Here is a 17269-nt window from a genome sequence, read left to right as displayed (position 1 = left end):
CGTCACCTGGCCTCCAGCGCGTACCCGACGCCGTGCACGGTGCGGATCAGGTCGGCGCCGAGCTTGCGGCGCAATGCCTTGATATGGCTGTCGACGGCGCGGGTGCCCGCGGCGTCGGACCAATCCCAGACCTCTTCGAGCAGCCGTTCGCGGGCCAGCACTACACGCGGGCGCCTGGCCAGGCGGGCGAGCAGTTCGAATTCGAGCGGCGTCAACTGCGCCTCGACCTCGCCGCGCCAGACGCGGCGCTCATCGACGTCGATGCGTAGGTCACCGACGATGATGGTGGCGCCGCCGCGGTCGGCGGCCCGCTCGACCCGCCGTAGCAGTGCGTGCACGCGCGCGGTCAGCACGCGTAGCGAGAACGGTTTGGTGAGGTAGTCGTCGGCGCCGACGCCGAGCCCGATGAGCTGATCGGTTTCGTCGGTGCGCGCGGTGAGCATCAGCACCGGCACCGGGCGCTCGGCCTGGATGCGCCTGCACACCTCGAGCCCGTCGAAGCCGGGCAGCATCACATCGAGCACGACCAGGTCGGGTTGCAGTGTCGCGGCCGCGGCGACCGCACCGGGCCCGTCGTGCGCCAGGTCGACGGTGAACCCTTCGGCACGCAGCCGGGCCGCGACCGATTCCGCGATGGTGACCTCGTCGTCCACCACGAGAATCCGCCGCGCTGTCGGCCCGGCCGCTCCGCTCTGTTCCATGACTGGGAACCCTAGCGACCCGCTGTGGAGAGAAGGGTGACCAAATGTGGAGATTTCGTGTGCTGCCTCAGCCCGGTTGCTCCGGCGTACGCTCGCGCACCGCGCGCCGTTCGGCGTCGACGACAAGGTAGTACGCCGAACCCGCCACCATCGTGGCGAGCAGGACAAGCAATCCGAGGTCGCCCTTCCAGGTCCCCTCCGCGTCGCCCGCGATCACCGCGATCGCACCGATATCCAGCGCGCACACCGCCACCGCGAGCGCCCCATCCCGAAGACGCCCTGTCATCACGACGAGCGCGGCGAACGGAACCCAGCCGAGCATCCCGCAGCTGAGCACCGCGCCCCCGACGACGAGCAACCGGATCACGAGCACGGTGGCGCGTTTCTCGAACAGCCGCAGCGGTTCTCGCGCCGCGCGCTCCGGTCGCTCCATCACGTCCACTCTCCGTGGCGGGACTCACACATCCCGCCACGAATCGCACAATAGTCCGATCTCAGGCCGTTGGGCGCGGCTCGTGCTCGATCCCCTCGTGCTCCGCACCGCGCGCGAAGCGCAGCAGCCGCAACGCATTGGCGACGACGAGCAGCGTGGAGCCCTCGTGGATGAACACGGCGGGCCCGATCGGCAGGCCGATCAGCGTGGCCGGCACCAGCGCGGCGACGATGAGCAGCGAGAAGGCCAGGTTCTGCCGGATGATGCGCGCGGTGCGCCTGCTCAGCGCGACCGCGAACGGCAGCCTGCCGATATCGTCGACCATCAGCGCGACGTCGGCGGTTTCCAGCGCGACCGCGGAACCGCCCGCGCCCATCGCGATGCCGACCGACGCGTTGACCATCGCGGGCGCGTCGTTGACGCCATCGCCCACCATCGCGGTGCCACCGCGGCCGCCGAGCTTGCCGATCATGGTGACCTTGTCCTCGGGCAGCAGTCCGCCGTGCGCGGCGTCGAGTCCCATCTCGCTCGCGACGGCGTCCGCGACCCGCTGGTTGTCACCGGAGATCAGCACGATCTCCGAAATACCCAGTGCGCGTAACCGTTCGACGACCGGCGCCGCCTCGGCGCGCGGGGTGTCGAGCACGCCGACGACGCCGAGGTAGCTGCCGGAGCGGCGCACGATCATGGTGGTGCGGCCCCGCTCGTGCAGTTCGTCGGCGGCCCGGATGATCTCGGTGGGCAGGCCGCCCGGATCGAGCTCGAAGAACATCGTCCGGTTGCCCACCTCGACGATATGACCGTCGACGATGGCCGTAATACCGCGCCCCGTCACCGAATTCACCGAGGTCGCGGCCCGCTCGACCGCGACGAGCGGCGCCAGATCGCGGGTGATGGCGGTGGCGAGCGGGTGATCGCTGTAGGACTCGACCGCGTACAGCGTCTCGATCAGCTCCGCGCGCACCCCGGCGTCGACCGGGACGATATCGGTGACGCGCGGCTGCCCCCAGGTGAGCGTGCCGGTCTTGTCGAAGGCCATCGACCGCACCCGGCCCAGCGTCTCCAGCGGGCCGCCGCCCTTGGCGAGCACACCGGCCTGTGCGGCGCGTGCGATACCGGCGAGCACGGCGCTCGGGGTGGCGATGGCGAGCGCGCACGGGCTCGCGGCGACCAGCACCACCATCGACCGGTAGAAGCTGTCGGCGAAGGGTTCGTTCAGCGCGAGCACACCGAAGGCGAGCACGGCAGCCACACCGATGAGCACCGCGGGCACGTAGAAGATCTGGAAACGATCGATGAACCGCTGGGTCGGCGACTTCTGCGTATCGGCCTCGCGCACCATCGTGATGACCCGCGACAGCATGCTGTCCTGCGCACGACTGGTCACCATGACATCCATCGCGCCGGAGCCGTTCATGGTGCCTGCGAAGATCCGATGCTGCTCCGGGATCGGCGCGCAGCGCGCGACCGCGGCCGCCGGATCGGCGCTCGGGCTCTTCTCGACCGGGATGCTCTCACCGGTCACCGAGGACTCGTCCACGCTGCTGACGCCGTCGACCACGATGCCGTCGGCGGCGAGCCGCGAATTCGGCAGCACCACGATCACGTCGCCGATCGCGAGCTCGTCCACGTCGACCTCGTCGACAGTGGCCGGAGGCCGCTCCGCGCCGGGCCGGAGCGGAGCGCCAGCGGAGCCGGAGGCAGCCGCCCGATCGCCACGGCGCACCAGCGCGGTCCGCGGCGCCAGCTCGGCCAGCGCCTCGATCGACCGCTTCGCCCGGCCCATCGCGTACTCCTCCAGCGCGTGACCGAGGCTGAACAGGAACAGCAGCACCGAGCCCTCGGCCCACTTGCCGACCGCGGCGGCGCCGACCGCGGCGACCAGCATCAGGAAGTCGACCTCGAAGCGCCCGCGGCGCACGGTGGCGATCGCGGTGCGGATGGTGAAGAAGCCGCCGAAGAAGTAGGTGGCGGCGAACAGCGTCATCGTCAGCCATTGCGGGGCGTCGAACAGGTATTTCGCCGTCATGCCGCCCGCGTAGGTCACGCCGGAGGCGATCGCGAAGATCAGCTCGGCGCGCTCGCCGAACAGACCGTGGCCGTGGTCTTCCGCTCGTCCCTCGTTGTTTCCCATGAGGCGATTATATGCATAGATCGCTATATGTGCATAGCTTGTTGCCTAACGCCGGACACAACCCGACATACCGGCGATCACGATGTGGCGTCCGCGACGGTCCGCGCGTCGCCGTCCTGCGACACTGAAAACCGACTCACCGCTCGCGTATTCGAATGTTCGTGGCCTGCCCCCTGTTCGAAGGAAACGACATGGTCGCCTTGGGAATTCGCGTTGCCCTCACCGTCGCGGCCGTGGCCTTCGGCACCGGTGCGCTCTGCGGTCCCGCCTCCGGATATCGGCCCGCCGTACTCGGCGGCGGCTCGGGCATCGTGCTCGGCACAGCCGCGTGCACCCTCACCACCGTCGGCTACGACCGCGAGAATCGGCTGGTCGGCCTCACCGCCGGGCACTGCGCCGAGGTCGGGGCGCCGGTGCGGGCCGAGCACGCGCCGCAGGCCGGCGTCGTAGGCACCGTCGCCGCGGTCGACCACGCCAACGACTACGCGGTCATCGTGTTCGATCGCGGCCGGGTCGATCCGGTGCGGCAGGTCGCGGCGACGCTGATCACCGGCATCGGCGCGCCGCCGCGGCAGGGCGACATCGTCTGCAAGAACGGGCGCACCTCCGGCGTCAACTGCGGCATCGTCTGGGATACCCACGAGTGGTGGTTCCAGAATCAGGTGTGCTCGCAGCCGGGCGATTCGGGCGGGCCGGTGACCATCGGCGATCGGCTCGTCGGCATGAACGTCGGGCACCTCGGACTGGATGCGCTCGGCGTGACGGTATTCGACCTGGTGTGCCAGCATCCCGCCGCGCCGGTGCACGATCCGGCGGTGGCGACCCAGATCGGGATGGTGCTCGCCGACATCGATCGCACCGGCGGGCCGGGCAGCGGATTCCGGCCGCTCTGAAGCCCTCGAATTCCGGCGCGCCCGTAGGATATTCGTGCGCGGATATCGACTGTCTCAGGAGCCGACGATGGAATCGACCACCGGATCGCCCTACACCCGCTTCGTCGCGCTCGGCGACAGCCAGACCGAGGGCATCGGCGACCCCGACGACAACGGCGGGCATCGCGGCTGGGCCGACCGGTTCGCCGACCTGCTCGGTGTCGCGAATCCCGGTCTGCGCTATGCCAATCTGGCGGTCCGCGGCCGCCGCGCCGCACAGATCCGGGCCCAGCAGCTGGCACCGGCCGTCGCGCTGCGGCCCGATCTGGTCACGGTGATGGCGGGGATGAACGACATCATCCGGCCGCGTTTCGATCCGGCGGAACTGCTCGCCGATCTGGCGGCGATGTTCGCCGAACTGACCGCCACCGGCGCCCGCGTGGTGACGTTCACCTATCCCGATATCGGCACCGTCGCCCCGTTCGTCCGCCTGCTTTCGCCCCGCGTACGCGCGCTCAACGCACAACTGCGCGAGCTCGCCGCCCGCCACGGCGCGACGCTGATCGACTTCGAACCCGTCGCCGCGACCACCCACCCGCGCGTCTGGGCCGAAGATCGGCTGCACCTGAGCCCGCTCGGCCATGACCTCGTCGCCCGCGCGATGGCCGGCACCCTCGAAGTCCCTGGCGCCGACCAGACCTGGCGCGACCCACTCCCCCCGGTCCACCGCACGCTCACCGAAGTCGTCGCCACCGAATTGCGCTGGACCACCGCCCACATGTTCCCCTGGGCCGTCCGCCGCCTCCGCGGCATCTCCTCGAGCACCGGCATCACCGCCAAACGCCCCGATCTCCGACCGGTCTTCACCTGATCGGACAACACCTGTGCGCATGCCGCAGCCCGCACACGGCATCGCGTGCGCTCCGATGCGCGGGAAGTCAGCGGTCACATACAGTCGACCGGCCGGTTCGGCGATCAGGGCTGCTTGTGGGTTTGGATCCAGGTGGTGAAGTATCCGACGCGGGTGTATGCGGCGGGGGTGCTGGCGTTGAGTCCGCAAGGTAGCCCGGACGAAGTAATGCCGATCAAGGTCGGCCGTGTGGCTCCCGGCGCGGTGTAGAGCAGCGGGCCGCCGCTGTCGCCCTGACAGGGGCTCGAGGCGCTGGCGCCGGAGAGGCAGACGATGTCGCCGATCAATACCCGCACGGGGCTCGTCACCAGGCAGTGGTGCCTCGCGGCCACCACCGCGTCACCGACTTGCAGCGTGGGACTGGGAAGGCTGGTGATCTGCGTGGCACCCCACCCTGCGATCACGCCCACGGTACCGGGAACCGGATCGTGGTTTTGCGGTGGCAGATCGGCAGGCTGAACGTTCGCGTCGAAGGGGATGGGGTGTGCCGGCCTCAGCACCGCGATGTCGTAGGCACCGACCACCAGGTTGAACTGTTCGTGCACAGTCGCGACGGCAGCGACCGGCGTGCCCGCTCCGCTGATCGTCGAACCGTAGCGGATCCCGAGCGTCGACTCATCGGCACCCATAAGGCAGTGCGCGGCAGTGACGATCGTCGACGCGTCGACGATCGTGCCACTACACGCCCCCTCCAACGTCCCGGTGATCTGCACGACGGAGGGCACCTCGCCCGATGCGGCGGGATGCCCGTCCGCGATGGCATCGGCCGGAACGCACGGCGCGATGAACACCGCCGCGGCCGCCGAGGCGGCAGCGATGAACACCGAACGGCCGCGAACTCTCAGGAACCGGCGGTTGATGGAACGGATATTCATAGCGTTGCTCCTCCACCCCCGGGAACCGATAGAGATAAACCGATATCGGGAGCCGCTGGTCGCACGTTTCCCTCGAATCCTCCCCGGGACAGAATCTCCATGGCCGGTCACGCGACCTGGTCGGTTGATCGATCTGGCGCGGGGTGGGGCTACGACCAGCAGTAGTATGGGTCGGTGCGAAATCCGATGACGTCGACGGCGCGGCTGCGCGGTGCGTTCGTCGGGTCCGCGTCGGGGGCGGTGAGTGTCGCTGCGCACGCGCTCGGTGGTGGGGTTGTCTCGCCGACGCAATCGTCGGTCGCGCTGTTGCTTGTGGCCTGTGGGCTGGTCGGGTTCGCGGTCGCGTCGATTCGGCCGCGGCACGGGCTGGTCGAGATGATGGCGATGCTTGCTGTCGGTCAGGCCTTCGGGCACACCGCGCTCGCACTGGGCCATCACCATCACGGCGGTATTACCGCGATCATGCTCGGCGCACACCTGGTCGCGATTCCGGCCGGCGCGGTGCTGATCCGCGGCGCCGAGGTCGCGATCGGTCGCGCGGTGTCCAGTGTCCGGCAGGTCGTTCGCGCGCTGAATTTCGTTCCCGCCGTAGCTTTTTCCCCGGCCTCGGCCATCCTCACATGGCACGGCTCGATACGCCGGTTGCTGGTCGGCTCGGGAATCGGGACGCGCGGTCCACCGATCCCGCGCTAGTCCCCACCCTGCTCCGGGCCGGTCGCCGCACCATCGGCCGCCCGACCTGAACACCCGCCCGGCAGGGACTCATCCCGCCGCACTCTGCCTCAGCAGCAGGGACCGGGTCGTCGAATACACGGACGGCACACGGTGATCCCTATCGGGTCACTCGAGGTGCGAGTCGGTGTCGCGGGGAAACGATCGGGCATCATCTCTCGACGCGTGCCGGCGCACCGCCGCTGCGACGCTTCGGCTTCGCAGCGGAATTGCTTGTGGCGCACCACCTTTCGGGTGCGCGCCGACACCCCGCACGGTGCCGCCGAACGACGGAACGACAGCGAGCCGCAACGATCGGCCCCGACGACCGTGAATTCGCCCGCACGACTCGACCCGCGAACCCTCTTGCACCGCAAGCACACTGCGCGGCGGCCAGAACCAGCACACGATCGGAGCATCATGTCCATCACCTCCCCCACGGCCCGCGTGCTGCGCGGCGCCGCCGCCGCGCTCGCGGTGCCGCTATTGCTCGTTGCCTGTTCGTCCAAGAACGATGCCGAGCCCGCCAAGTCCGCGGATGCGGTCGAGATCAAGAATCAGTGGGCCAAGGCGGCCGACAGCGGGATGTCGGCGGCGTTCGGCGAGCTCGTCAACTCCAGCGACCGCACCATCACCGTGCTGTCGGCCACCAGCCCGGCGGCCAAGTCGGTCGAGATGCACGAGATCGTCGCGGACGCCGCAGGCAACAAGACCATGCGGCCCAAGCCGGGCGGATTCGTCATTCCGGCGCACGGCAGCACCACACTGCGGCCGGGCGCCGACCACATCATGTTCATCGGGTTGAACGCGCCGCTGCGCACCGGCTCGGAAACCCCGGTCACGCTGACCTTCGGCGACGGGTCGACCAAGACCTTCACCGCCCAGGTGCGCGACTTCTCGGGCAACCAGGAGAAATACGCCCCCGAGGGTGACGCGCAGACGCCCGCCCACGGTGGCTGATCCGCGCGACGGCCGGATCAACCGGCGGCGCCTGCTCGGCGGTGGCGCCGCCGCGGCGGGTGCGGCCGGCATCGGCTGGGGTGCGGCCACGCTCGCCGGCAGGCAGTCCGACGAGCGGGCGCCGGCCGCGGCCGCGCTCGAACCGTTCTACGGCGAACACCAGGCCGGGATCGCCACCGAACCGCAGTCGCACGCCGCGTTCGTCGCGTTCGATCTGCGCGCGGGCACCCATCGCGACGATATCGTCGGCATCCTGAAGATCTGGACCGACGACGCCGCACGCCTCACCCAGGGCACGGCCGCCCTCGCCGATACCGAACCCGAACTGGCGCAACGCCCTTCGCGACTGACCGTCACCGTCGGGCTCGGCCCGCGGATCTTCACCGTCGCGGGACTGGAGCAGCGCAGGCCGAGCTGGCTGCGTCCGCTGCCGCCGTTCGAGATCGATCGGCTCGAACCGGCATGGAACGACGGCGACCTGCTGCTGCAGATCTGCGCCGACGAGGTGACGGCGGTATCGCACGCGGTGCGCGCACTGAGCAAGAGCGTCGGCTCGCTGGTCTCGGTGCGCTGGGTGCAGCGCGGATTCCGCAATGCCGCACCGGGACAGCGGCCGCGCAACCTGATGGGCCAGGTCGACGGCACCGTGAACATCGCGCCGGGCACCACCGATTTCACCAGGCTGGTGTGGGATGACGGCGCCGCACAGCCGTGGCTGGCCGGCGGCACCTCGCTGGTGCTGCGCCGGATCGCGATGAAACTCGACACCTGGGACGAAATCGACCGGGAGGGAAGGGAATTGACGGTCGGGCGGACCATCGCGACCGGTGCGCCACTGACCGGTACCCGCGAGCTCGACGAGGCGGATTTCGCCGCCGTCGACAAGTACGGGATTCCGGTCATTCCGCCGGGTTCGCATATCGCCCGCGCCCATCACACCCACGACGGTGAGCGATTCCTGCGCCGCGGCTACAACTACGACGACTCCCCGGCGCCGGGGCAGACCTCGAATTCGGGGCTGCTGTTCACGGCGTTCCAGCGGGATGTCGACGCACAGTACCTGCCGGTGCAGCAGCGCCTGGCGCAGTTCGACGCGCTGAATGTCTGGACGACACCGGTCGGTTCGGCGGTGTTCGTCATTCCGCCCGGTGTCCGCGCCCCTGGTGGCTATCTCGGCCAGTCGCTGTTCGAGTCGTGACGACCGGCGGCCGCCGTATCCCGAGGGACACGGCGGCCGCCGGTTCGACGATCAGAGCGCGGCGGCCCGCGCTGGATTGTCGAGCAGTTCCTTGGCGTCCTTGCGCACGCCGAACGACAGGATGATCTCCATGATGCCGAGCACGACCAGCCACACCCCGACGACGAGCGCCAGCGTGGCCACCGACTCCAACGGCCACACGATCAGCACCACACCGGCGATCGCGTTGATCAGGCCGAAGAAGATGTTCCAGCCGCGCCCCGGCATGGACGGCTCCGAAATCGCCATCATCATGATCGCGATGCCGCGGAACAGCCAGCCGATGCCGATCCAAAGGCCAAGCAGCAGAATCGAAGTCAGGTCGTCACGGAAGCAGAAGACGCCGATCGCGATCGACAGCACGCCGCTGATGAACGCGAGCACCCTGACCCCCGCGCTGCTCGGCACGCCGAAGGCCGCCATCAGCTGGAGGAATCCGGACACCACCAGGTAGATACCGAACAGAATGCCCGCCGCGAGCAGCGTCGGCCCAGGCCACACGAGGATGATCACCCCGAGAATAACCGCGAGTATGCCGGTGACCAGGACCGTTTGCCACGCACTGCGGGCAAGAGAATGTAAAGGACCCTCGAGCACGCTGTTTGTCGTCATGTCCAGATGCTATTACCTCTACTCGAGGTTGACTGGACATTTGCTTCGGAGGGTTCCGGTTACTACGGCTGCGACGCGGTGATGTTGACCATCCACCCGATGCCGAACTTGTCCACCAGCATGCCGAACTCGTCGCCCCACATCTGCTTCTCCAACGGCACGGTCACCGTGCCGCCGGTGGCCAGCCCCTCCCAGTAGACGCGCAGTTCCTTCGCGTCGTCGCCACTGAGGCTGACGCTGATGCTGCTGCCGGGCCGATACTCCATACCGGGCGGAGTGTCGGCCGCCATCAGCGTGAAACCCGCTGCGGTTTCCAGCATTCCGTGCATCACCAGGTCCGCGCCCGGCGCGTCCTTGTCGCCGAATTCGCCGAAGGTGCTGAGGACGAGCGTGCCGCCGAGCACCTCGCGATAGAACTCCAGCGCCGCTCGCGCGGTGTCCTGGAAGGAGATGTAGGGATTGAGCCTGGAGACCATGGGGAACGCTCCTTGCTGTCGTCGCAGTTGCCGTCGTCGGTACGAAACTGCCGCCAGGAGGAGGTTAGCGCCGCTGCCGACGCCACGCGATGAATAACCTGCGACACACCCGGTTTTAGCGGCGGGCCGGTCGGGTAGTCATCACTGAGTGGCTCTCGTCGTGCGCACCAGCGGTGAATCGAGTGGGCCGAGTTCAGGCGAGTCCCAGTTGGCTAGGAGAAAAGGGTGTCGGTTGTACTCGTGCTGCAGGCACGTGGCCTCGGTGATCTACTGACCGCGGTTCCAGCACTGCGCGCCCTGCGCCGGGCACGCCCGCACGACCACATCGTCTTGGCGGCGCCGCACCGGCTGAAGCCGATCGTCGATCTGATCGCCTCGGTCGACGCGATGGTGCCGACCGCCGACGCGAGCACGCTGCGCTGGGACGGCGCGCGACCGGCACTCGCGGTCAATCTGCACGGCCCGGCCACCGACGGCATCATCGCGCTGACCAAAACCGAGCCCGAGCGCATCCTGACCTACCGCAACGGGATCTTCCCCGATCTCGCCGGTCCGGAGTGGCCCGCCGACATGCACAACGTGGACCGCTGGTGTCATCTGCTGGAATCCGACGGCATCACCGCCGACCGGCGCAATCTCGGCCTGGTGCCGCCGGTCGCGACCACCAGCCACCGCGATTGCGTCGTCGTGCACATCGGCGCGAGCGCGGCCGCGCGCCGCTGGCCGCCGGATCGCTTCGCCGCGGTGGTCAGGCACCTGCTCGTCCTCGGGCGTGAGGTCGTGCTCACCGGGGACGAATACGAACGCGAGATCGCGCTGACCATCGCCGCGCGCGCTGGCCTGCCGGTGAGCCGGGTGCTCGCCGGTGAGCAGAACCTGATCGAGCTGGCCGCGACCATCGCCGAGGGCGCGCTGGTGATCTGCGGCGATACCGGGGTCGCACATCTGGCCACCGCCTTCGGTACCCGCACGGTGCAGTTGTTCGGGCCGACGCCACCGCGCTGGGGCGGCCCGCCGCCGCATCTGCTGAACCGGCATGCCGTGCTGTGGGCCGGGCAGGTCGGCGATCCGGATGCCGACGCGCCGGATCCCGGCCTGCTGCGGATCGGGGTCACCGAGGTGATCGGCACGGTCGACAAGCAGCTGAGCAAGCGGAACTGGCCGGGCACCGGCACCGCCGACCGGCGCAGGCCGGTCTACCGCCGCGTCGGCTGAGTGGCGAATCAGCCTGCGCCTTCGGCGGATTCGAGTGCGGCCGCATAGGCCGCGAGCGCGCTCGGCCAGAACTGTTCGAGGTAGTCGCGTGCGTCGCCGAGGCCGCGCGGGTCGAGGAAGTAGAGCCTGCGGTTGCCGTCCGGGCGCATCATCACCAGCCTGGCCGCGCGCAGGACGCGCAGATGCTGGGAGACGGCGGAACTGCTGACGCCGACCGCGGCCGCCAGGTCACCGACCGCGCGCGGCGCCTGCGGCAATGCCTCGAAGATGGCCCGCCTGGTCGGGTCGGCGAGCGCTTCCAGGGCGCGAACTCCGTTAGTCACCACTGAAATAGTGTGATCAACTGGCATCCGGCCGGTCAACTCGACCCACTAGATCAATCGTCCAGATGAGCTCGGCGGACACGCCGGACGTTATCACTTTGTAATAGCCCAACTGGGCTTTTGTACCAGCGTGACGATTGCCACACGATAGCGGAACCCGCATGCGGGTCCCGTACGTTCAACCCATGCTCGTGACCGTTTCGTTACCTTCCCGTCTTCGCCGGGTGGTCGCCGTGTCCGCGGTCGTCAGCGCCTCGCTCGGCGTGCTGGCCGCGGCCGACATCCAGGCAGGCGTCTCCCCCGAACAGCAGGCCATGGTCAGCAACGCCGCCTCGGCCGCGCAGATCCAGTTCACCGCGTTCACCCCGCCCGAGGCACAGAAGGCCCAGATCGTGCCCGAGGCGGTGCTGTGGGAGCAGCACATGATGGCCGTGGAGGCCGCGCGCCCGCGTACCGTTCTGCCCATCGTCGGCACGCTGACCTCCACCTTCGGCATGCGCTGGGGCGCGCTGCACGCCGGACTCGACCTCGCCGACCCGATCGGCACCCCGATCGGCGCGGTCACCGACGGCGTGGTCATCGAGGCGGGCCCCGCCGACGGCTTCGGCCTGTGGGTGCGCGTTCAGCAGGACGACGGCACCATCGGCGTCTACGGTCACGTGAACGACATCCTGGCCACCGTCGGCCAGCAGGTCAGGGCGGGCGACATCATCGCGACCGTCGGCAACCGCGGCTACTCGACCGGGCCGCACCTGCACTACGAGGTGCATCTGCCCGGCGGCGAGCCGATCGACCCGCAGCCGTGGCTGGCCGCGCGCGGCATCCAGGTACTGGGCAACCCGAGCTGATCGGGCGGATACTCGGGAGCTGATGAGGGGCTCTCGAGTTTTCGCACGTGCCACCGGACCCGCGAACCCATGGTTCGCGGGTCCGGTCTTTTCTCACCCCTCTAGCACTGCGGTACTAGAGGCGAAATAGCGCTGCGGCGGGACGTGGCGCTCGGCGCTCGATTCCTACCTTCGGTCCATGGCCACAACGACTTTCGCCGCCACCGCGCCAACGCGCCACCGCATCCCGACGATCGAAGTGCCACGCGGGGCCCGGCTACACCGGCCGCTGCTGTGGATGGTGTACCTCATGGCCACGCTGGTGCTGGTCTGCACCGTCGGCATGGTTGTCGACGATCGGCTGCTGCTCGGTGAATCGGTGTGGCTCAAGCCGTTCAAGTTCGGTCTCGCGTTCGTGCTCTACGGATTCACCTTGGCCTGGCTGCTCTCGTTGCCGCACAAGGGAAGCCGGGCCACCTGGTGGATGGGGACCATTTTCGCGGTCACCGGCATCGCCGACGTCGGGTTCATCGTGGTGCAGGCAGCGCGCGGAACCTACAGCCATTTCAACAATTCCGAGACAGACATGTTCAACGTGATCGGCCAGAAGATCTTCATGTCCGGTGTGCCCGGCCTGTTCTTGGCGAATCTCGTTATCGTGCTGATTCTTTCGTGGCAGCGGGTAGTGGATCGCCCGACCGCCAGGGCGATTCACGCCGGCCTCGCGCTCGCCGTCGTCGGCATGGCGCTGGGCTATCTGATGGGCTTCACCGGCAAGCAGCTGGTGCGCGATGCCGACGGCAATGTGGTGGAGCTGGTCGCGGGCCACACCGTGGCCGGCGAGGCCGATGTATCCCTCGCGCCGCGAGATGCCATGGGCGGCATGCCGATCACGCACTGGAGCACCGTCGGTGGCGATCTGCGCATCCCGCACTTCCTCGGCCTGCACGGGATCCAGGTGCTGCTGTTCGCCGCCTTCGCACTGGCCTTCGCCGCGCGGCGATACCGGTGGCTGCGGTCCGAGCGCACCCGCGCGGCGCTGGTCGGCATCCTGGCGGTCGGCTATGCCGGACTGCTGGCGATCTCGTTCTGGCAGGCCATGCGGGCGCAGTCCCTGGTTCACCCGGACCGTGACACACTGCTCGCGGTCGGCGGGCTCACCGCGGGCGTGGCGGTGCTGCTCGGCGCGGTTTGCCTGACCGTCCGCGCGAAGGGGCGGGTGGCCGAAACCGACCAGCGTGCAACGCTTCCCGTTACCGCTGGCACCGAGCACTGAGGTGGCGTGCGGAGCGCACAGACCCGGATTTGCGGCCGGGACTGTGCGCTCTCTACGGGCATCCGGCGCGCAAGTTCTCGCAGCGGTAGCGGGTGCCGTCGGCACGGGTGATATCGAGGCGGGAAAGATAGTGATAGGAGTACATATTCGGGTCTCGGGACGGATCGACGGCGCCGGTGGCGGGGTCGTCGCGCCACGGCGGGGCGATCAATCGGGTGTCGGCGGACGGGTCGTGGTTCAGATATTTGTCGAACCAGGCGGTGGTGTACCAGGTGACCATGTCGAGTCCGCGCAGCGAGGTCGGCAGTATGCCCGCGCTGTCGGCGAAGTCGAAGTGGTTGCCGCCCCGGATAATCACCGCGCCGGTATCCACGCCCGCCTCGGAGTAGGTCCGCGAGGCCTGAGACTTGTTCTGCGGCACCGGTTGTTGCAGGTACGGCACCGGCGCGACCACGTAGTCGCCCGTCAGATGCAGCGCGGGGGTTTTCAGCCCGGGCGGCGGTTCGTTCGGCGTGCCGAAGCACAGGTGCGGGAACCCGTAGATCGCCGGGAGCTGTACTCCCGCAATATTGTTGACCGGCGCGGTGGCGAACGCCACCAGCTCGTCGAGCGGTGCGCTCGGCAGGCACAGGCTGTCCAGCGCGACGATCGCGCTCACCCGCGGATCCGCCTGACCGTTCCAGCTCGACGCCATCGCACCGTAGGAATGCCCCGCGAGCCCGATCCGGCTCGGATCGAGCAACTCCCACAACGGATTGTGCGCACTGTTGATTCCCGCGGCCGCTCGGCGTAGCTGCTTGCCCGCATGGCTGGTGCCGGTGGTGCGGCTCGCCCGTGGTTCGTAGGGCTGATCCGGTGTGGCGAGGAAGAAGTCGAGCGCGTCGATCTGACCGTCGTAGAACGGTAATCCGTTGCCGCCCAGCCCGAGACCGTCACCGACCGGCCGATTCGTTCCGTTGAGCAGCGCGCCGGTCACGCTCTGCGGGCCGACCAGGCCGAGGATCGGAATACCGGCGAAAGCGTCCTCCAGCTGATCCGGCGCCACGCCGAACTGGTCGGACATGCCCTCGCCCTGCGGGTCGTAGGTGATCACCACGTATCCGGCGCGGGCCAGCGCCTGCGCCAGCGACCAGTGGATCTGCTCGTAGGCGACGATCGAACCGTTCGAGAGCACCACCCCCGGCCTGTGCGCCGGCCCATCCCGCAGCGCCCATACGTGCCCCGACAGCGTCGCTCCTGACCGCGACGTGAACAGCACCGGCTCGACCAGCCCGCCCTGCTCCTGCCAGCGCGCGATGCTGTGGTCGGGATTGATCGGGCAGGTCAGCACCAGCGTGCACGAGTTCGGATTCGGCTGCCGCTCGGGATCCGCGCGCAATGCCGCGAGCCGCCCCGCCTGATAGTCGAAGGTCGCCGCCACGAGCTTCGCCGGGTAGTCGGTTCCGAGCTTGCCGACCGTGTTCCCCGTGGTCTCCGCCCAGATGAGCAGATTGCGCGCCTCCGCACCCGGATCGACCCACTGCCCGGGATCGGCGACCGCGGGCGCGGCGAAAACCAGCAGCAGTGCCAGCCCCGCCGCGATCACCAATCGCGTTACCGCCCAACGCCGTACACCGGCGCCCTCCGCTGTTGCCACCTTCGCGGTGACCTCCGCGGCACAATCGAGCGCCGATCCACGGTCGAGCATCCGAACCTCCTTGTTCGGATACTGACGGTATTTAGAATCTCTTGGTATGTCAATGGACCATTCGGCTACCCCTCGGCCAGATACCGCTCCACCGAATCCACCTTCGACGTCATCGCATCGGTAACCCCCGGCCGAACATCGGCCTTCAACACGAAGCTGGCGCGCGGCGCCACCGCGAGCACCGCATCGGTGGCCCGCTTCACCACCGCCATCACCTCATCCCACTCCCCCTCGATCGTGGTGAACATGGCGCTCGTCTCGTTGCGCAGCCCACTGGCCCGAATCACCCGCACCGCCTCCGCAACAGGGCGCCCGACATCCTCCCCAACCCCCAGCGGAGTTACCGAAAACGCAACAATCATCCTGAAATCCTCTCCTCGGTCTCGATGAAACGGCAGGCCCGATCATCCGGAAGTGCCGCGGCCACCACTCGTAGTAGTAAAAGCCGTTCTCGTCGAACACATTCCACGCACGCGACAACCGCGTTGCACGCCAGAGCGTGGCCACCCCGTGAGCGGAAGCGGCGGCGCCTCAGCCGAGCGCGCATCAGACCATTGAGCGCCGGGCTCGACGAGCGCAGTCGAATGGCCCCCTCGCCCAGCGTGTCGCAGGGCCATTTGACTGCGCTCGGCGAAAGTCCCGGCACGAGCGCGGCGGTCGGTGGTAGTTGATCCAGAGTCGGCAGGGGGCTTCGACGCCAGAGCAGTCTGCGCGGGGTCAGCCGTGGTTCTGGTGCGGATTCTGGTAAGTCATCGCAGCCCAGCCACTTGACTAAATTTTTAGTCAGACGCTAGCCTTCTGATTGCCAGCGATTCATGTGGCGCGGCTGTCGGGGTTCGGCGCGCTGCTGGGACTCGTTGCGTACTCGCTCAGAAAAAGGAGAAGGACATGCGGCGGCGCAGTTTTGTGCAGGCCTCGATGGCTGCGGTCAGTGGCTTACTGCTGGCTGGTTGCAGTGATAGGGAGTTGCCGCTTGTCGGTAGTCGGTCGAGTAGTTCACACGAGGATGGGAGAAAGTGGATGATGCCCGAGGAGGGGCAGGCGCATGTGCGGACCTGGATGGCTTTCGGGGCCAGTGAACGGATCTGGGGCGCGAAGCTGGTGCCGGAGGTGCGGCGGAATCTGGCGACCATCGCCACGACGATCGCGCGGTTCGAGCCGGTGTCGATGCTGGTGCGGCCCGGTGAGATGGAGTTGGCGCGTGGGCTGATGGGTGGCGCGAATGTCGAGTTGGTTCCGGCGGAGATCGACGATCTGTGGATGCGGGATACCGGGCCGGTGTTCGTGAAGGGCAATGGCGGACGCGCGGGTGTCGACTTCAATTTCAACGGGTGGGGTGACAAGCAGGAGCATCGTCGCGACGCGAAGGTCGCCAAGCTCGTCACCGAGCGGGCCGGGGTCGAGCGGCTGCGGACCGATCTGGTGCTCGAGGGCGGCGGCATCGAGGTCGACGGTGAGGGGACCGCGATCATCACCGAGAGCTGCGTGCTCAACAACAATCGCAATCCTGGGTGGAAGAAGCACGACGTCGAAGAGGAATTGGCCTATCTGCTCGGCATCGAGAAGGTGATCTGGCTGCCCGGCATCGCAGGGGAGGACATCACCGACGGGCATACCGATTTCTACGCTCGGTTCGCCCGTCCCGGTGTGGTGGTCGCCGGGCTGGACAACGACCCGGACTCGTTCGACTACGACGTCACCCGCCGTCATCTCGACATCCTGCGCCGAGCCACCGACGTGCACGGCCGCCCACTTCAGGTGGAGGTGCTCGAAGGACCGTCGCAGGTGCGCGAAACCTTCGCCGACGACGATTTCGCCGCGGGCTACATCAACTTCTACGTCTGCAACGGCGCGGTCATCGCGCCCGAATTCGGTGACCCCGACACCGATCCGGCCACCCGCGACACCCTGCGACGGCTGTTCCCCGACCGGCAGATCGTGCAGATCAATATCGACGGCATCGCCGCGGGCGGCGGTGGCATCCACTGCACCACGCAGCAGGAACCCGCCGCCTAGCCGA

The 17269-nt window shown here is 68.3% G+C and carries 18 protein-coding genes; 9 read left to right on the top strand and 9 right to left on the bottom strand.

Translation table 11 applies throughout. The features are described 5' to 3' along the window. Positions 1–2: 2 nt before the first annotated feature. The 3 genes from ACIG5A_RS02170 to ACIG5A_RS02160 form a co-directional block, all read right to left on the bottom strand. A complete protein-coding gene (locus tag ACIG5A_RS02170; RefSeq protein WP_397236745.1) occupies positions 3–701 on the bottom strand; it encodes a response regulator in 699 nt (232 codons plus the stop codon). Between the two features lie 67 nt (positions 702–768). After that, entirely contained in the window at positions 769–1134 is a 366-nt protein-coding gene (locus ACIG5A_RS02165; protein ID WP_397236743.1) for a hypothetical protein, read from the bottom strand. 61 nt (positions 1135–1195) lie between these two features. Then, on the bottom strand, positions 1196–3268 hold the full coding sequence (locus tag ACIG5A_RS02160) for a heavy metal translocating P-type ATPase (RefSeq protein WP_397236741.1): 2073 nt from the start codon (positions 3266–3268) through the stop codon (positions 1196–1198). Positions 3269–3459: 191 nt separating this feature from the next. Here ACIG5A_RS02160 and ACIG5A_RS02155 point away from each other — a divergent pair, with 191 nt between their 5' ends. Further along, positions 3460–4161: a S1 family peptidase gene (locus ACIG5A_RS02155; RefSeq protein WP_397236739.1), complete on the top strand. Its 702-nt coding sequence runs from the start codon at positions 3460–3462 to the stop codon at positions 4159–4161. Between the two features lie 67 nt (positions 4162–4228). Then, the gene (locus ACIG5A_RS02150; RefSeq protein ID WP_397236737.1) at positions 4229–5011 is read left to right on the top strand and encodes an SGNH/GDSL hydrolase family protein; all 783 of its coding nucleotides are present in this window, start codon (positions 4229–4231) and stop codon (positions 5009–5011) included. 104 nt (positions 5012–5115) lie between these two features. Here ACIG5A_RS02150 and ACIG5A_RS02145 read toward each other — a convergent pair whose 3' ends face one another. Continuing rightward, positions 5116–5925 (bottom strand): S1 family serine peptidase, encoded by an 810-nt coding sequence (locus tag ACIG5A_RS02145; RefSeq protein WP_397236735.1) that lies wholly within the window; start codon positions 5923–5925, stop codon positions 5116–5118. Between the two features lie 174 nt (positions 5926–6099). Between ACIG5A_RS02145 and ACIG5A_RS02140 the strand changes: the two genes are divergently transcribed. From ACIG5A_RS02140 to ACIG5A_RS02130, 3 genes are all read left to right on the top strand, one after another. Next, complete coding sequence (locus tag ACIG5A_RS02140; RefSeq protein WP_397236733.1) at positions 6100–6618, top strand: hypothetical protein; 519 nt, start codon at positions 6100–6102, stop codon at positions 6616–6618. Positions 6619–7056: 438 nt separating this feature from the next. Beyond that, the gene (locus ACIG5A_RS02135; protein WP_397236731.1) at positions 7057–7596 is read left to right on the top strand and encodes a copper chaperone PCu(A)C; all 540 of its coding nucleotides are present in this window, start codon (positions 7057–7059) and stop codon (positions 7594–7596) included. Then, positions 7565–8794: a Dyp-type peroxidase gene (locus tag ACIG5A_RS02130; RefSeq protein ID WP_397236729.1), complete on the top strand. Its 1230-nt coding sequence runs from the start codon at positions 7565–7567 to the stop codon at positions 8792–8794. The genes ACIG5A_RS02135 and ACIG5A_RS02130 overlap by 32 nt, the downstream gene beginning before the upstream one ends. A 51-nt stretch (positions 8795–8845) precedes the next feature. Here the strand turns inward: ACIG5A_RS02130 and ACIG5A_RS02125 are convergent, their stop codons facing one another. Further along, positions 8846–9445, bottom strand: a complete 600-nt coding sequence (locus tag ACIG5A_RS02125) for an HdeD family acid-resistance protein (protein WP_397236727.1) — start codon at positions 9443–9445, stop codon at positions 8846–8848. A 62-nt stretch (positions 9446–9507) separates the two neighbouring features. Next, positions 9508–9921 carry a VOC family protein gene (locus ACIG5A_RS02120; protein ID WP_397236725.1) on the bottom strand — a complete coding sequence of 138 codons (414 nt, stop codon included), beginning with the start codon at positions 9919–9921 and terminating at the stop codon, positions 9508–9510. 225 nt (positions 9922–10146) lie between these two features. Between ACIG5A_RS02120 and ACIG5A_RS02115 the strand changes: the two genes are divergently transcribed. After that, entirely contained in the window at positions 10147–11136 is a 990-nt protein-coding gene (locus ACIG5A_RS02115) for a glycosyltransferase family 9 protein (protein WP_397236723.1), read from the top strand. Positions 11137–11144: 8 nt separating this feature from the next. Here the strand turns inward: ACIG5A_RS02115 and ACIG5A_RS02110 are convergent, their stop codons facing one another. Beyond that, on the bottom strand, positions 11145–11486 hold the full coding sequence (locus ACIG5A_RS02110; RefSeq protein WP_397236721.1) for an ArsR/SmtB family transcription factor: 342 nt from the start codon (positions 11484–11486) through the stop codon (positions 11145–11147). A 158-nt stretch (positions 11487–11644) separates the two neighbouring features. Here ACIG5A_RS02110 and ACIG5A_RS02105 point away from each other — a divergent pair, with 158 nt between their 5' ends. Next, positions 11645–12307: a M23 family metallopeptidase gene (locus ACIG5A_RS02105; RefSeq protein WP_397236719.1), complete on the top strand. Its 663-nt coding sequence runs from the start codon at positions 11645–11647 to the stop codon at positions 12305–12307. A gap of 178 nt (positions 12308–12485) precedes the next feature. Further along, a complete protein-coding gene (locus ACIG5A_RS02100) occupies positions 12486–13562 on the top strand; it encodes a hypothetical protein (RefSeq protein ID WP_397236717.1) in 1077 nt (358 codons plus the stop codon). A gap of 52 nt (positions 13563–13614) precedes the next feature. On the opposite strand, the gene ACIG5A_RS02095 is transcribed toward ACIG5A_RS02100, so the two are convergent. Both ACIG5A_RS02095 and ACIG5A_RS02090 read right to left on the bottom strand, forming a co-directional pair. Further along, a complete protein-coding gene (locus ACIG5A_RS02095; protein ID WP_397236715.1) occupies positions 13615–15249 on the bottom strand; it encodes a hypothetical protein in 1635 nt (544 codons plus the stop codon). A 65-nt stretch (positions 15250–15314) separates the two neighbouring features. Next, the gene (locus ACIG5A_RS02090) at positions 15315–15611 is read right to left on the bottom strand and encodes an MTH1187 family thiamine-binding protein (protein WP_397236713.1); all 297 of its coding nucleotides are present in this window, start codon (positions 15609–15611) and stop codon (positions 15315–15317) included. Between the two features lie 526 nt (positions 15612–16137). Here ACIG5A_RS02090 and ACIG5A_RS02085 point away from each other — a divergent pair. Further along, on the top strand, positions 16138–17265 hold the full coding sequence (locus ACIG5A_RS02085; protein ID WP_397236711.1) for an agmatine/peptidylarginine deiminase: 1128 nt from the start codon (positions 16138–16140) through the stop codon (positions 17263–17265). The last annotated feature ends 4 nt before the right edge of the window (positions 17266–17269 follow it).

Source organism: Nocardia sp. NPDC052566 (assembly GCF_044547285.1).
GTDB lineage: Bacteria > Actinomycetota > Actinomycetes > Mycobacteriales > Mycobacteriaceae > Nocardia.
The sequence above is the reverse complement of the archived record's forward strand: the minus strand, read 5'-3'. Positions and strand labels throughout refer to the sequence as shown.

Bases quoted from the DNA above. Each gene is read 5' to 3' on its own strand.
- ACIG5A_RS02170 (WP_397236745.1), bottom strand. From the start codon at position 701: ATGGAACAGAGCGGAGCGGCCGGGCCGACAGCGCGGCGGATTCTCGTG.
- ACIG5A_RS02165 (WP_397236743.1), bottom strand. From the start codon at position 1,134: ATGGAGCGACCGGAGCGCGCGGCGCGAGAACCGCTGCGGCTGTTCGAG.
- ACIG5A_RS02160 (WP_397236741.1), bottom strand. From the start codon at position 3,268: ATGGGAAACAACGAGGGACGAGCGGAAGACCACGGCCACGGTCTGTTC.
- ACIG5A_RS02155 (WP_397236739.1), top strand. From the start codon at position 3,460: ATGGTCGCCTTGGGAATTCGCGTTGCCCTCACCGTCGCGGCCGTGGCC.
- ACIG5A_RS02150 (WP_397236737.1), top strand. From the start codon at position 4,229: ATGGAATCGACCACCGGATCGCCCTACACCCGCTTCGTCGCGCTCGGC.
- ACIG5A_RS02145 (WP_397236735.1), bottom strand. From the start codon at position 5,925: ATGAATATCCGTTCCATCAACCGCCGGTTCCTGAGAGTTCGCGGCCGT.
- ACIG5A_RS02135 (WP_397236731.1), top strand. From the start codon at position 7,057: ATGTCCATCACCTCCCCCACGGCCCGCGTGCTGCGCGGCGCCGCCGCC.
- ACIG5A_RS02125 (WP_397236727.1), bottom strand. From the start codon at position 9,445: ATGACGACAAACAGCGTGCTCGAGGGTCCTTTACATTCTCTTGCCCGC.
- ACIG5A_RS02120 (WP_397236725.1), bottom strand. From the start codon at position 9,921: ATGGTCTCCAGGCTCAATCCCTACATCTCCTTCCAGGACACCGCGCGA.
- ACIG5A_RS02110 (WP_397236721.1), bottom strand. From the start codon at position 11,486: ATGCCAGTTGATCACACTATTTCAGTGGTGACTAACGGAGTTCGCGCC.
- ACIG5A_RS02105 (WP_397236719.1), top strand. From the start codon at position 11,645: ATGCTCGTGACCGTTTCGTTACCTTCCCGTCTTCGCCGGGTGGTCGCC.
- ACIG5A_RS02100 (WP_397236717.1), top strand. From the start codon at position 12,486: ATGGCCACAACGACTTTCGCCGCCACCGCGCCAACGCGCCACCGCATC.
- ACIG5A_RS02095 (WP_397236715.1), bottom strand. From the start codon at position 15,249: ATGCTCGACCGTGGATCGGCGCTCGATTGTGCCGCGGAGGTCACCGCG.
- ACIG5A_RS02090 (WP_397236713.1), bottom strand. From the start codon at position 15,611: ATGATTGTTGCGTTTTCGGTAACTCCGCTGGGGGTTGGGGAGGATGTC.
- ACIG5A_RS02085 (WP_397236711.1), top strand. From the start codon at position 16,138: ATGCGGCGGCGCAGTTTTGTGCAGGCCTCGATGGCTGCGGTCAGTGGC.